Here is a 14,055-nt window from a genome sequence, read left to right on the forward strand (position 1 = left end):
ATTAAACCATTTGGTTGAATGTGAAATTAACTGTACGTTTGTTTCTTATTAAACCAAATGATTGAATAACCATGAAGGCAGTAAAAGTACAATACACGGTCAAACCAGAATATGTGGAAGAAAACAAAGAGAACATCAGAAAGGTAATGGACGCGTTGAAGTCCAACCCTATCGACGGCATGCAATATTCTTCCTATACCGATGAAGATAATCCTGGCACTTTTATTCACATCAACATGGCTAAAGATGGTGACACCATGGCAAAACTTACTGATGTACCTGAGTTTACAACATTCAGAACGGCACTGAAAGCAAGCGAGCCTGTGGCTCCACCAAAATCTACCAATCTATCACTGGTAGGAGCGGCATTTGAATTGTAACTTTGAAGGATGTCACAGCCTGTTGATACAGATAAAGTCTTTTCTGCCTTGTCCGATGGCAACAGACGTAAAATCATTGAACTGCTCCATAACAAGGAAGCATCGATCATCGAATTGGCGGAATTTTTCCCAATTTCCTTTCAGGCATTAAGCAAACATGTCAATATTTTGGAATCTGCCCAGATTCTCAACAAGGAAAAAAAGGGCAAATACCGAGTACTATCTTTAAACCAGAAAGCACTTCAAACGTCATTGGAGTGGATTTCTTACTATTCGAATTTCTGGAATGAATCCTTCGACAAACTGAACGTAATTATTGGTGAAAGCAAAACAGATGGAGCACCCGAATAAGGTCTATGTCAATCGCAAGTTTAACTGTTCTGCCACTCAGCTTTTCGATTGGCTAATCAAGCCTGAATTGATTGCTCAATGGTTTGGCCCTAAAGATTGGTCGGTTGAGAATATTCAAACGGACGTAAAAGTTGGTGGACAATTCTCTATTGAATTGAGAAGATCTGATTCGCGAAAATTCTTTTTGAAAGGAAAATATATTGAGATAAAGCCTCCAACGAATCTGGTTTTTAGTTTTCATTATATTGGACTCTCCCCTGCTCCACCTGACAGTATGATTACCATCAGGTTCAAGCAATTGGCACCCAACGAATCTCAATTATTTCTCACACAGGAATTTGAATCTATGCCTCAGGACATGGCGACCAGAATTGCTGCCTGGCAACATATGTTGGAAACTTTGGGACAGCTCGTCCAAATTTAGCCATGCGCATAAACTACAATCACTTACTTTACTTCCCGATCTCCTTTACCATTTTCACAGATACAAAGGCTAAAACCACTCCCACTGCACCAATTACAAACCAGATCAAATAAGCGCTATCCAAAAGCCCCTTTTCCTTTGTTTCAATCAACTCAGGCTGTAGGCTAATAATTTGATCGTGTTTCAGTCTGGGAGTATCTTCCGGTATTTGATTCGAAAAGTTGACAATATCGTAGTCAGGTTGTTTTAATTTTAGATCTCCAAATTTTAAAACATAGTCGACCTGCGGTTTCAAGTTCACCACAAGGTACCGGTTAAGATAGGAAGCCTCAACTCGATCAACTCTGAGTGGCCGATTATCTCGATTCTCAATATTGACGTAAAGCTCTTTGGTGGATATCTTCCCAAGATTAACCTCATTATTGCTATTAGAGTTGAGGTCAAATGAGGCTATTGTTTCAAAGTATGCTTTGGTCTTCTTTTTCTTATTCACTCTCTCCTTTCTCACCATCACTGTAGTGTATCTGGAATAGTAATCAGCTCCACTTACTTCAAATCGCAGTTTTTTTGCAAACATCAACTCAGGCAATTCCAACTTTAGATACGAAGTTTTCAAGCTATCCTTTTGCTCAGTAATTGGGCATTCAAAAGTGGATATCAAACCCTTAATTTTTTGAGTGTCATAGTAGCCCACTTTCAAGATATTGATTGGCAATTTCCAATTGTCATCTATTTCCAGTTTAAAAAAGGCATAGTCACTCAAAGGAAAGTTCAGCATTTTCAATTCGGTTGTTTCATCCGAGCTTTTCATGGAGTGAAGCAGATAGTTGTTTTTGATGACATACCAATTTTCCTTGTCGTCACTTCCGCTCAGTCTGGCCCGTTTTTGCACGTCTGTGTTCTTCACCAAAAAACTCACGTTATTGATTGCCAGTTTATCAGGATTGCTAAAGATCAAATGAGAAACCGCATCTTTTTTATACACCTTATCAATGACCTCATACTCCTTAAATAAGGAAGTGGAGGATACTGCCGGTTCTACCTTGAGCAAATAAGGTTGCTCCTGTCCATCGTCATCATAAATCCGCAGATCTGAGTGATCCGATTTCAATTTTCCCAACAATTCCGGAGACAACACGATACTATAAAATCCCTGCTCAGAAACGGGAGTTACGCTTGCCTCATAGGTAAACTCTTGTGCTTGAAGGTTGAAGCCAAACAACAGACAAATCAACCAACTGATCTTATTTTGCATCATCTTCGATAATAAATTTTAATTTCTGATAAAGGAATGATATCAACAGCAATATCACTCCAAGCAAGATGAACGAGATAATTTTCCCTGTTGAATTTCCTGCCAGATCATAGAAAAACAATTTGACAATAGTCACGGAAAACAAGACTAAGGATGCTAGTCGCAAGGTCTTTAATCTAAGTTTCATTCCTACTATCATCAGCACCAATGCCGATAAGGCCCAAACCACCGGAAATACGGAACGGACGGCTGCGTTATAAGCTTCATAATCAGCCTTACCAGATCCAAATTGGTACAACATAGACAAATGGCTCACCTCTGCAGAACTTACAAAAACACCAATAAATGCCAGTATCCAGAGTGCTGTAGTACCCTCCTTTGACGTAAACGTATATTTTTTGTGAATACCCTGATACAAATTAATCAGAATCACGATGAACAATAGCAGCAAAACATAATGCCAGTAGTACCCGGTATTTACGCCCTCCTCTAATAAGTAATAGCTTCTCGACAAAGTCACCTGATGAAGGTAAATAGTGAGATAGGAAAACACGACCAATACGGATAATCCAAAACCAGTTTTGCGCAGCCACTCACTAGGCTTAATTCGATGAACCATCAAAACCAGAGCGACATACGTATAGTTGTAGATACCTAGCAGTATGATACGCAGGGTATCTTCGAACTCCAATCTGATGAATTGATAGTTCAATTCCAGTAGAAATCCCAGATAGAAAACAATCGCAAAAATCGCCCTGACATAAACAGGTTTCCAGGTGAATTTTATTCCTACTTCATCAATTTCTTCATCTGCTTTTAGCAATAAGGACGATCCGATGAGTGATGCCATAGCCACGAATGAAGTAACAAAGGCCTTGTTCAAAAAGATGTTGAGAACCACATATTCATACCTTGGGTAATAATTTTGCTGCCAATCCATCAACAAGCTAATCAGCATCAGGATGGTGACAATCACCGAAGTCATGGTCATCAATTTGATGCCAGATTTTTGCGAAAGCCACAACAACAGTACAGCCTCAATCGCCCAGAATAGGGTAATGTAATTTCCTTCCAACTGAATAGGCGCAATCAGACTAACAAAAGTCAATACCAGGCCTATCAAAAGGAAAAGCAGGTTTTTGTCGATGTCTTTGCGTCTGTAGAGTACGAATGCAAAAGCGAAATTAAAAATAGCGACCAAAGCCGTAAATAGCCCACTATAGAGTCCTTCTTTGTACCCGTGTACCAGCGACAGCCCAAGTCCGAAGTACAAACCTGAATTAGTCAGTAGCATGCCAATTTCAGGAAACTTGAATTTCTGCGTGTTTTTGACATTGTAAATGATGGTCATCAAAAAGAAAATCAAGTAAAATCCGGTAAGGAATAGAAATAATGGCAATCTCGTTGCCTCCTCATTGTCAATGAACTTCGTAGAGAAAACTCCAAGAAAAAGCAGATAAGTAAACCCATATGCCAGGTAATTGATGATATTCCATTTCTTGTAGTATACCAGTGTGAGCATGCCAATATCAAGAATAAGGATGTATGTCAAAAGAACGGCATAATTTCCCGATCCGGTACTTACGAAAAAAGGTGTCCCAAACCCACCAATAATGGCCAGTACGGCCAATTCCTTGCGATCATAGGCAATAGACAACAACACGCCAAAAGCGGTGATAACCACCATAATAATAAACGCAGCAGTCTGAGGAATCAAAGCATATTCGTGAAAGGCCAAGGCAATAGTGAAGTATAAAACGGCCAAGGCACCACCAATCAGGATAGAACTAAATTTCGCAAACGAAGTCCGCATGTAATGTGCCAATCCAATCATGCCGCCTCCGATTAGTACACCAATCGCCACGCGCATACTTTCATTGATCACCTCATTGTCGATCCCGAGCTTCACCAGAAATCCCATGCCAATAACGAAAATCACGATACCTACTTTACTCAATAGGTTTTCACCAATAAACTTCTCCAGATCAGGATTTCGCTCCATGAAGGAAGGCTTTGGCGGAGCATTAGATTTAACCTTCTTAGGCGGTACCGGAGTAATTTTAGGTGCCTGTGACTGAGCAACCACCTGTTTTATTAGTTCTGGTGTTTTATCCTCAACCTCTTTTTTCTCGACTATTGGTGGCGGAGCAGGTTTATCGGGTTTTTCGATAGTACGAGCATGAATTTCGGGTTGTGATTTTCTGACCGTTTTGGAATCACCGATAATTTCCTCGTGCATGTGTTTGACTTTGGTATCAATTCGATCGACTTTGTCCATCAACTTGACTATCATGATCAAGAGTATAATTAGCAACAGTATGATAAATCCTTCCATTGTATAGTTGGTTTCACTTTAATGCCTATGAAAGCCAGACAGTTATAATAAGGCTTCAAAGCGCTATTTGAAATTTAAATTCGACAAGTTAACTTTTTCTCCGTATTTGGCTATAGAGTGATTCACAAAGCTTTATGAAATACCTATCACTCCCAGCATATATATCGCTAACTTTGCGCCTCGAATAGCAACTAGCATCATGGACAACTTCTCATCGAGTAATATCAATCTGGACATCAAAAAGGCTCTGGCAGAAAAAAACATAGAAATACCCAGTGAAATACAAGTCAAAACCATTCCCGTATTGATGTCTCACGACGGGGATTTTATTGGCAGATCTGCTACAGGCACAGGCAAAACTTATGCATATGGTGCTCCACTGTTATCCAGAATCGACTCTACTGTTGGCACCGTACAGGCAGTGGTACTCGTACCTACCCGAGAACTCTGTGAGCAAGTGGGTAAAGAATTGGTTTTCCTTGCCAAGTACATACCGGAACTCAAAACCGAATCTATTTACGGCGGAGTATCGCTCAAAACCCAGATTCATGATTTGAGTAATGGCACGCATGTGGTAGTAGCCACACCCGGGAGGTTGATGGACCTCGTGCAGCGCAAAGTGGTTCATTTGGAGACCTTAAAGTTTGTGGTGTTCGATGAAGCCGATGAAATGCTATTCAAAGGTTTCCAGAGCGATATCGACAAAATATTAGCTACAGCTAATCGGAGTTACTCTTCCTGGTTGTTTTCAGCTACTATGCCAGATGAGGTGAATAGCATCATCAAAAAGTATCTCAACAAAGATCTAGTCAAGGTAATGGTCGGCAAAGCAGAAACACCCAATAAAGGCATCAAACACCAGCTTATAGAGCTACCAGCCGAATCCAAGTTGGATGTACTCCTCCACTATCTCAAAAAATACAGCAACGAGAAGAGCATCATCTTTTGTCGTACCAAGTCTGGGGTGCAAAAGCTCTACAAGCAGCTTTCTGCAAATAAATTTAGCAGTGGCGCCATTCATGGCGACCTGCCTCAAGGCCTTCGCAACAAGGTGATGGACCAGTTTCGCGCCGGGAGTATCAATACCCTGATTGCCACCGATGTAGCTTCAAGAGGCGTGGACGTTGACAATGTAGGTGTGGTGTTTCAATACCACATGCCAGACACCAAAGAATCTTATACTCATAGAAGCGGAAGAACTTCCAGAGCTGGCCAGACTGGAGTGAGTTTGACCTTTATCTTTCCAGAAGAAAAAGAAAAACTGGCGGTGATTCAAAAGGAGCTCGATCTTACTTTCAAAATCCTGGCTTTGCCAAGTGCTAAAGATCAGCTGGTCAACAAAGCCATTCTCTGGGGACGGAAAATTGCCAAATCCAAGCCTGTAGGTGATAAATTAGACCCGGAAACCAGGCAGGAATTTAAGAATCAGTTAAATCATCTATCGAAAGAGGAGTTGCTGGAAAAACTATTGGCCACCTATCTAAGAGAACAACAAGGCTAAGAAATCAAGTATGGGAGGCAAAAAGAAAAAGAAGGAGAAGAAATCGGTGCCGAGATTACATCCACGGAATAAACACGTGGGTCGCTATGATTTCACGGCACTCACTGCCAGCGAACCTGAACTCACCCAATATGTCCGACCCAATCTCCATGGAGACGACTCCATTGACTTTGCTGACCCTGCAAGTGTAAAAGCCCTTAACAAGGCACTCCTCAAGCATCATTATCAAATCGGAGGATGGGATATCCCTGAGGGTTATCTCTGTCCGCCTATTCCTGGCCGTGCTGATTACATCCACCACATGGCGGATTTGCTTTGCAGCAACAACTACGGCAATATCCCTACTGGAGACAAAATCACATGTCTCGATATTGGAGTCGGTGCGAGTTGCATCTACCCCATCATCGGACAAAAAGAGTACGGTTGGTCGTTTATTGCGTCTGATATAGACGAAAACTCTATTGCCTCCTCCCAACAAATCGTGGATAATAATCCGGCGCTCAAGGGCAAGATTGAGTTTAGGCTACAACCAGTACCTAAGGACATCATTTACGGAGTAATCACCAAAGAGGAACGTGTAGATCTCTCCATTTGCAATCCGCCCTTTCATGCCTCGGCAGAAGAGGCCCAAAAGGGATCGCTACGAAAAGTGAATAATCTTGGCAAGGAGAAGACCGACAAAGCTGTTCTCAATTTCGGTGGCCAAAGCAATGAGCTCTGGTGCGAAGGCGGTGAGAAAAAATTCATTCGTGAAATGGTACGCCAGAGCAGCAAATTTCCGACTTCCTGTTTTTGGTATTCTACCCTGGTATCCAAGCAATCCAACCTGAAAGGCATATACGAAAATCTCAAAGCGGCAGAGGCCACAGCTGTCCAGACCATCCCTATGGGGCAAGGCAACAAATCCAGCCGCATCGTCGCCTGGACTTTTCTGACCAAAGAGCAACAGAAAGTTTGGAAGAATGAGAAGTGGAAGGAGAGGAAATAAGTAGTCTTCATCAACACAAGCACAATTTTCTATGATGCGCTCACCGGTACTGTTCGCTTAGTGGTACTTACGCATTTTTCTATGCGTGTGTATGACTTTTCCATGCGGGTCAATGGTTTTTCCATGCGTGTCAATCATTTTTCCGTGCGGGTGAGTCATTTTTCCATGCGGGTGAGTGATTATTCCGCGCGTGTATATGACTTTTCCACGCGAGGAAATAGTTTTCCCATACGGGTCAGTCATTTTTCTGAAGCGTCCTGAGATAAGTAGACAGATTTTAGTTAGTAATAAACCGCAATCTCCTCCAATGATTTTCTGGTCAACTGAGGCACATAAACTTCATCCTCCGCATGACCGACAGGAAGTAGCAAATAAGCTCTTTCGTTGTCCGGTCGCTCCAGGATTTCTTGTAGAAAATTCATAGGACTAGGCGTATGTGTCAGAGTCACAAGCCCTGCATTGTGAATGGCCGAAATCAGAAAACCACAAGCAATACCTACAGATTCATTCACATAGTAGTTGTTGTGTTTCTTGCCGTCTTCATCCCTTTCGAATACTCGCTTGAAGACGATAATCAAATAAGGTGCATTTTCCAGAAAAGGCTTCACATCATCCGTCCCAATTGGCTTGAGGTCATCCAGCCATCTGTCACTCATTCGATTGGCATAACTCTCACGCTCCTCTTCTTCTGCTGCCGCTCTGATTTTTCTTTTGATTTCAGGATTGGATACGACACAAAACGTCCAGGGCTGCTTGTGTGCTCCTGAAGGTGCTGTAGAAGCTGCTTTGATAATATCATTGATGACTTCGATGGGCACAGGCCGGTCCGAAATTTCACGTACCGTACGTCTTCTGTCTATCCATTCGAAGTGGTCTTTGCTCCGTTTAATCATTTCTGCTTCAGGATAGTTGTCGGGATGATATTCTTCGTGGATGAAACCTTTGATGTCTTTAGTTTTCATTATTGGTCTAATTTGTAAGCGGTAGTAAATTTATCTCTTGAAAGCACGAATTGACTTTTCACATGTGCAATGTTTGAATTAACTGAAAGTTTGGCCAGTATGAATGTCTGAAAAGCCTCAATGTCCCGGGTAACAATCTTTAGCATGTAGTCAAAATCACCTGCGATATGATAGACTTCTTGCACCTCCTTGTATTGATTCATCTCGTCGATAAATTTTTCAAGGTATGATCGCGTGTGGTTCTTCAAAGAAATAGAAACAAATACAGTGAGTTTTCGATCTATCTTTTTGTGGTTTAGCAAAGCCACATATTTATCAATTACACCGTCTTTTTCAAGACGTTTCATGCGTTCGAAAATTGGTGTGGTGGATAATCCTAATTTTTCGGATAGTGCCTTATTAGTAATCCTGCCTTCCTCTTGCAGCACATTCAAAATCTTTATGTCTGTTGCGTCTAACTGCGTCATTTTAGAATATTATTATTTTGCTCATTCTTTATCTTTCAACAAAAGGATATAATTCCATATTTCACAATCCAATCATTGTATTATTCTAAATTATGATTAAAATATAGAATAATCAGACATCCAAGATAGCTAAAATCTAACTTCGTACAAGAATTACTTGAAATAATTTTAATTTAAATAGTATCTATTAAAGTTAGATTAATTCCTAATTGATCCATAAATAGCAGAATTATAATACCCAATAATAGAAAATATAAGAATATATCAATATCAACTTTTAATGAAGGAACTACTAAACAAATTTGAAACGAAAAGACCCGAGGTTGTATTCGAATGGAAAGATGCAGAAACGGAGGCCGAAGGCTGGGTCGTCATTAATTCGCTTCGTGGCGGGGCTGCTGGTGGTGGCACCCGAATGAGAAAGGGGCTCAACAAGCATGAGGTGGAGTCGTTAGCCAAAACCATGGAAATTAAGTTTAGTATTTCCGGACCTCCGATTGGCGGGGCCAAATCGGGTATCAATTTCGATCCGGCAGACCCACGCAAAGAGGGTGTTCTGCAAAGGTGGTACGCGGCCGTTAAACCACTGTTGAAATACTACTACGGAACCGGAGGAGATTTGAACGTAGACGAAATTCACGAGGTAATCCCAATCACTGAAGACAATGGCATCTGGCATCCGCAAGAAGGTGTATTCACAGGTCACTTTCACCCTACTGAAGCACAAAAGGTAAATCGCATAGGCCAGTTAAGACAGGGAGTGATCAAAATTATCGAAGACGAAAAATACACGCCAAGTTTGGCGAAAAAATATACAGTAGCCGATATGATTACTGGCTACGGAGTTTCAGAGGCTGTCAGGCACTACTACAATCTATGGAGTGGTAATATTTCCAGCAAGAAAGCCATCATTCAAGGCTGGGGAAATGTCGGAGCAGCCGCTGCTTATTATTTGGCCCAGATGGGCGTAAAAGTAGTCGGTATCATCGATCGAGCAGGTGGTTTGATCAATGAAGAAGGTTTTACTTTCGAAGAAATTACTTCCTTATTTGTTAGCAGAAACGGCAATCAACTGAACAGCCCAAATGTCATTCCATTTGAGGAAATAAACGCCAAAGTATGGGACTTAAATGCTGAGATCTTTATTCCGGCCGCAGCATCACGGTTGATTACACAAGACCAACTTGATAGAATGGTCAAGTCAGGACTCGAAGTGATTTCTTGCGGAGCCAATGTACCATTTGCAGACGAGACCATATTCTACGGTCCTATTAGCGAACACGCCGACAAATATGTGTCTGTAATCCCTGACTTCATTGCCAATTGTGGAATGGCCAGAGTGTTTGCCTATCTCATGTCCGGAGAAGCAGATATGACCGATGATGGCATATTCAGTGATACTTCAAAAATTATTGGCAGTGCACTTGAAGCCATTCATGACAGGAATAAAGAAAAAGTATTATTGACCAACACGGCCTTTGAGAATTCACTGGGCCAGTTAGTGAACTAAAGTCAGAGTTCGTAAATTTATAAGAGACTTCATTTTTGAATCAATAAATAAACCACTATGCCTCAATATCATCAATTAGGTAAGATTCCGCACAAGCGACATACCACCTTCAAAAAAGAAGATGGCAGCATACACTACGAGCAGTTGTTTGGCACCATCGGGTTCGATGGCATGTCTTCGCTGATGTATCATCTTCATCGACCGACCATGGTCAAAGAGGTAACAAAGTCTTATAGTGTTGCTCCCAAAATAGCAGAAGAGAAAAACATGCTTTCGCTTGCCATGGAAGGCTTTAAGGTGCCGGCAGCGGACGATTATTTAGATAGTAGAAAAACAGTGCTGGTCAATGCTGACTGCCATATTGTGCTCGCAGCCCCAAAACAGAGTCAGACCGGATATTTCTACAAAAATGCCGACTGTGATGAATTGATTTTTATCCACCGTGGCACAGGTACACTCAAAACACAGCTTGGGAATATCACTTTTGGCTATGGCGACTATCTGCTGGTACCAAGAGGCATGATCTATCAAATGCACTTCGATACAGAGGACAATCGTTTGTTTATCGTTGAATCGAAGCGTCCGATCTATACGCCCAAAAGATATAGAAATTGGTTCGGTCAGTTGCTGGAGCATTCACCGTATTGTGAGCGTGATTTCAGACGACCGAGCGAGCTTGAAACCTTCGATGAGATGGGTGATTTCACCATAAAGGTGAAGAAGGAAGACATGATGCACGAGTATATCTATGCCAGTCATCCATTTGACATTGTTGGCTGGGACGGATACAACTATCCTTATGCTTTCTCTATCCATGATTTTGAACCCATTACCGGAAGAGTACACTTGCCCCCTCCTATTCACCAGACCTTTGAGACAGATGCGTTTGTGATCTGCTCGTTTGTACCGAGACTATACGACTACCATCCCGAATCAATACCTGCTCCTTATAACCACAGCAATATTGATTCTGACGAGGTACTATACTACGTAGATGGCGATTTTATGAGTAGAAATAACATTGAGAAGGGCAATATCACCTTACATCCGGCAGGGATTCCTCATGGGCCGCATCCTGGTGCTACTGAGCGCAGTATTGGGCAGAAGGTTACAGAAGAATTGGCGGTGATGGTGGATACCTTCAAACCGCTTCAGGTTACTGAAGAAGCAATGAAAATATTAATTAAAGACTACCACAAAAGCTGGTTAGACTAAGCCGGCATGACCGGGGCAAATTAAAAACACATGAGCAGCGATTAACCTTTTGTGTAGGAAGAATATCGTTGTAGAACAAAATATAAAAAAACAATACAATGGCAACAGGACTAGAAAATACAAACTTCGGGTTAGAAAAAATCTTTGAGGATGCAGAGGACTTCCTTCCATTACTTGGAACAGATCACTTAGAACTTTATGTAAGTAACGCCAAGCAAGCAGCCCACTTTTACAAAACTGCCTTTGGCTTTCAATCTCATGCCTTCTCTGGCCTCGAAACCGGAAATCAGGACTACGAATCTTATGTGGTAGTTCAGGACAAAATCAGATTGGTACTGACGTCACCTCTTAAACCCGGTACACCTGTAGGGAAACACATCGATGAGCATGGCGATGGCGTGAAAGTAGTAGCGCTTTGGGTAGATGACGCTGAGTACTCATTCAACGAAACCGTGAAAAGAGGTGCCAAACCTTACATGGAGCCAGAAACCAGAAAGGATGACACCGGCGAAGTGAAAATCTCAGGAATTCATACCTATGGAGAAACTGTTCACCTTTTTGTAGAAAGAAAGAACTACAACGGTGTATTCATGCCTGGATTCAAGAAGTGGGAAACTACTTACAATCCTGAACCTATCGGATTGAAGTTTGTCGATCACATGGTGGGCAATGTAGGCTGGGGCGAAATGAACAAATGGGTAGAGTTTTATGCCAAAGTAATGGGATTCACTCAACTGATCTCATTTGATGACAAGGACATTTCTACTGAGTACACCGCGCTGATGAGCAAAGTAATGAGCAACGGCAACGGCAGAATCAAATTCCCGATCAATGAACCAGCTGAGGGCAAGAAAAAGTCGCAGGTAGAAGAGTACCTTGATTTTTATGGTACTTCAGGTGTTCAGCATATTGCTGTGGCCACAGACAACATCATTGAGACGGTGACGGCTATGCATGCAAGAGGTGTTGAGTTTTTGAGGGTTCCGGCTACTTACTACGAAACTGTATTGGATAGAGTGGGTGAAATCGATGAAGATCTTGAACCGCTTAAAGAATTGGGTATTTTGATCGACAGAGATGACGAAGGTTATTTGCTTCAGATTTTCACTAAGCCTGTAGAACCAAGACCGACTATGTTCTTTGAGATTATCCAGAGAAAAGGGGCTCAGTCATTTGGAAAAGGAAATTTCAAGGCCTTATTCGAAGCGATCGAAAGAGAGCAAGAAGTGAGAGGAACACTTTAAATTCAAAATTTGAAATTAAAGATTCAAGATTTAAAATATTAAATATTTAGACTTGCAACTATCAGACTGAGGCCCTCGAGGCCAACATTGTTTTAACCCAAAATTAAACATATAAGTAAATGAACAAATCCTGGATTGCGGTATCTGCAGAATCGGACTTCCCTATTCAAAATATCCCCTTTGGGATGGTAAAAAATGGTAACAGTTGGTTTGCTGCATCACGTATCGGTGACTATGTGGTCAATCTGGCCGTTCTTCAAGAAAAAGGATATTTGAAAGGCCTGTCTCTTCCTGATGGAGTTTTTGAAAAACAATATCTCAATGATTTTATTGCTTTAGGTAAGCCTGTCACCAACAAAGTGAGGGAGAGAATCCAAAGCATTTTCGAGGAAAACTCGAAAAATGGATTGCGTGAAAACACCGTACATCGAAATAAGATCATGAAAGATGTCAGGGCCATTGAAATGAGCTTACCTGTACAAATTGGGGACTATACCGATTTCTACTCAAGCGAACAGCATGCCTTCAATGTGGGTTGCATGTTTAGGGACCCTGACAATGCACTGATGCCAAACTGGAAGCACCTACCGGTAGGTTATCATGGGAGATCTTCTTCAATTGTGATTTCAGGTACGGATTTTCACAGACCGAAAGGACAGCAAAAGCCCAGCCCTAATGACCCTCCAGTCTTTGGACCATGCAAATTGTTAGACTTCGAACTGGAGATGGGATTTATAGTAGGCAAGGGAACTGAGCTCGGTGAATCTATTAGTACGGCTAACGCTTCCGATCATATTTTTGGACTTTGCGTCTTCAATGACTGGTCTGCAAGAGATCTTCAGAAGTGGGAGTATGTGCCTCTAGGGCCATTTTTGGCTAAGAATTTTGCTTCTCACCTTTCCCCGTGGATCGTCACACTGGAAGCACTTGAGCCATTCAGGACTTCCGGACCGGTTCAGGACCCTAAGGTTCTTCCTTATTTGGAATACCAGGGTGACAATCATTATGACATTGAACTGGAAGTATCCATCGAAACAGCCCAGGGAGAAAGCAAAAAGGTCAGTGAGTCCAACTTCAAGTACATGTATTGGAATATGGTCCAGCAGCTGGCTCACCATACAGTAAACGGCTGTAACGTAAAGGCCGGTGATATGATGGCCTCAGGTACGATCAGTGGTCCCGAACCACATCAATATGGATCTATGCTGGAAATCGCATGGCAAGGTACCAAACCGGTGCAGATGCCTGATGGTACAGAAAGAAAATTCATCCAGGACAGTGATACCGTTGTCATGAAAGGATTTGGAAAAAAGGATGGACTGCGCATCGGCTTTGGCGAAGTGCGAGCCAAAGTATTGCCGACAAAGTAGAGCAACATTACCCAAAAGTAATAATTGATCATTTAAAGTGTTATAATCCCGGC

Annotated in this window: 13 protein-coding genes; 9 read left to right on the top strand and 4 right to left on the bottom strand. The window is 41.9% G+C overall.

Annotated elements, in window-relative coordinates; translation table 11 throughout:
• The first annotated feature begins 71 nt into the window (after positions 1-71).
• The 3 genes from ABJD64_RS13160 to ABJD64_RS13170 are packed head-to-tail and all read left to right on the top strand — an operon-like array spanning position 72 to position 1,155.
• Positions 72-380: a hypothetical protein gene (locus tag ABJD64_RS13160; RefSeq protein WP_348179351.1), complete on the top strand. Its 309-nt coding sequence runs from the start codon at positions 72-74 to the stop codon at positions 378-380.
• 9 nt (positions 381-389) lie between these two features.
• Positions 390-731, top strand: coding sequence for a metalloregulator ArsR/SmtB family transcription factor (locus ABJD64_RS13165; protein ID WP_348179352.1), 342 nt, complete (start codon positions 390-392; stop codon positions 729-731).
• On the top strand, positions 700-1,155 hold the full coding sequence (locus ABJD64_RS13170) for an SRPBCC domain-containing protein (RefSeq protein WP_348179353.1): 456 nt from the start codon (positions 700-702) through the stop codon (positions 1,153-1,155). Before ABJD64_RS13165 ends, ABJD64_RS13170 begins: the two co-directional genes overlap by 32 nt.
• A 28-nt stretch (positions 1,156-1,183) precedes the next feature.
• On the opposite strand, the gene ABJD64_RS13175 is transcribed toward ABJD64_RS13170, so the two are convergent.
• Together ABJD64_RS13175 and ABJD64_RS13180 are read right to left on the bottom strand one after the other, a co-directional pair.
• The gene (locus ABJD64_RS13175) at positions 1,184-2,413 is read right to left on the bottom strand and encodes a hypothetical protein (protein WP_348179354.1); all 1,230 of its coding nucleotides are present in this window, start codon (positions 2,411-2,413) and stop codon (positions 1,184-1,186) included.
• Complete coding sequence (locus ABJD64_RS13180; protein WP_348179355.1) at positions 2,400-4,745, bottom strand: DUF2339 domain-containing protein; 2,346 nt, start codon at positions 4,743-4,745, stop codon at positions 2,400-2,402. Before ABJD64_RS13180 ends, ABJD64_RS13175 begins: the two co-directional genes overlap by 14 nt.
• Before the next feature lie 199 nt (positions 4,746-4,944).
• Between ABJD64_RS13180 and ABJD64_RS13185 the strand changes: the two genes are divergently transcribed.
• Both ABJD64_RS13185 and rlmF read left to right on the top strand, forming a co-directional pair.
• The gene (locus ABJD64_RS13185) at positions 4,945-6,246 is read left to right on the top strand and encodes a DEAD/DEAH box helicase (protein WP_348179356.1); all 1,302 of its coding nucleotides are present in this window, start codon (positions 4,945-4,947) and stop codon (positions 6,244-6,246) included.
• A gap of 10 nt (positions 6,247-6,256) precedes the next feature.
• Positions 6,257-7,234 carry a 23S rRNA (adenine(1618)-N(6))-methyltransferase RlmF gene (rlmF, locus tag ABJD64_RS13190; protein ID WP_348179357.1) on the top strand — a complete coding sequence of 326 codons (978 nt, stop codon included), beginning with the start codon at positions 6,257-6,259 and terminating at the stop codon, positions 7,232-7,234.
• 281 nt (positions 7,235-7,515) lie between these two features.
• On the opposite strand, the gene ABJD64_RS13195 is transcribed toward rlmF, so the two are convergent.
• Positions 7,516-8,196 (bottom strand): nitroreductase family protein, encoded by a 681-nt coding sequence (locus tag ABJD64_RS13195; RefSeq protein ID WP_348179358.1) that lies wholly within the window; start codon positions 8,194-8,196, stop codon positions 7,516-7,518.
• Positions 8,196-8,663 (bottom strand): Lrp/AsnC family transcriptional regulator, encoded by a 468-nt coding sequence (locus ABJD64_RS13200; RefSeq protein WP_348179359.1) that lies wholly within the window; start codon positions 8,661-8,663, stop codon positions 8,196-8,198. Before ABJD64_RS13200 ends, ABJD64_RS13195 begins: the two co-directional genes overlap by 1 nt.
• Before the next feature lie 280 nt (positions 8,664-8,943).
• Between ABJD64_RS13200 and ABJD64_RS13205 the strand changes: the two genes are divergently transcribed.
• From ABJD64_RS13205 to fahA, 4 genes are all read left to right on the top strand, one after another.
• Positions 8,944-10,173 (top strand): Glu/Leu/Phe/Val dehydrogenase dimerization domain-containing protein, encoded by a 1,230-nt coding sequence (locus ABJD64_RS13205; protein WP_348179360.1) that lies wholly within the window; start codon positions 8,944-8,946, stop codon positions 10,171-10,173.
• Positions 10,174-10,230: 57 nt separating this feature from the next.
• Positions 10,231-11,388, top strand: a complete 1,158-nt coding sequence (locus ABJD64_RS13210) for a homogentisate 1,2-dioxygenase (protein WP_348179361.1) — start codon at positions 10,231-10,233, stop codon at positions 11,386-11,388.
• A 98-nt stretch (positions 11,389-11,486) separates the two neighbouring features.
• Complete coding sequence (gene hppD / locus ABJD64_RS13215) at positions 11,487-12,632, top strand: 4-hydroxyphenylpyruvate dioxygenase (protein ID WP_348179362.1); 1,146 nt, start codon at positions 11,487-11,489, stop codon at positions 12,630-12,632.
• A 119-nt stretch (positions 12,633-12,751) separates the two neighbouring features.
• A complete protein-coding gene (gene fahA / locus ABJD64_RS13220) occupies positions 12,752-14,002 on the top strand; it encodes a fumarylacetoacetase (RefSeq protein ID WP_348179363.1) in 1,251 nt (416 codons plus the stop codon).
• Positions 14,003-14,055 lie beyond the last annotated feature (53 nt).

The organism is Reichenbachiella sp. (assembly GCF_039944555.1).
In the GTDB taxonomy this organism is placed as follows: domain Bacteria; phylum Bacteroidota; class Bacteroidia; order Cytophagales; family Cyclobacteriaceae; genus Reichenbachiella.

Coding starts and splice junctions, on each gene's coding strand:
- ABJD64_RS13160 (WP_348179351.1), top strand. CDS start 72: ATGAAGGCAGTAAAAGTACAATACACGGTCAAACCAGAATATGTGGAA.
- ABJD64_RS13165 (WP_348179352.1), top strand. CDS start 390: ATGTCACAGCCTGTTGATACAGATAAAGTCTTTTCTGCCTTGTCCGAT.
- ABJD64_RS13175 (WP_348179354.1), bottom strand. CDS start 2,413: ATGATGCAAAATAAGATCAGTTGGTTGATTTGTCTGTTGTTTGGCTTC.
- ABJD64_RS13180 (WP_348179355.1), bottom strand. CDS start 4,745: ATGGAAGGATTTATCATACTGTTGCTAATTATACTCTTGATCATGATA.
- ABJD64_RS13185 (WP_348179356.1), top strand. CDS start 4,945: ATGGACAACTTCTCATCGAGTAATATCAATCTGGACATCAAAAAGGCT.
- rlmF (WP_348179357.1), top strand. CDS start 6,257: ATGGGAGGCAAAAAGAAAAAGAAGGAGAAGAAATCGGTGCCGAGATTA.
- ABJD64_RS13195 (WP_348179358.1), bottom strand. CDS start 8,196: ATGAAAACTAAAGACATCAAAGGTTTCATCCACGAAGAATATCATCCC.
- ABJD64_RS13200 (WP_348179359.1), bottom strand. CDS start 8,663: ATGACGCAGTTAGACGCAACAGACATAAAGATTTTGAATGTGCTGCAA.
- ABJD64_RS13205 (WP_348179360.1), top strand. CDS start 8,944: ATGAAGGAACTACTAAACAAATTTGAAACGAAAAGACCCGAGGTTGTA.
- ABJD64_RS13210 (WP_348179361.1), top strand. CDS start 10,231: ATGCCTCAATATCATCAATTAGGTAAGATTCCGCACAAGCGACATACC.
- hppD (WP_348179362.1), top strand. CDS start 11,487: ATGGCAACAGGACTAGAAAATACAAACTTCGGGTTAGAAAAAATCTTT.
- fahA (WP_348179363.1), top strand. CDS start 12,752: ATGAACAAATCCTGGATTGCGGTATCTGCAGAATCGGACTTCCCTATT.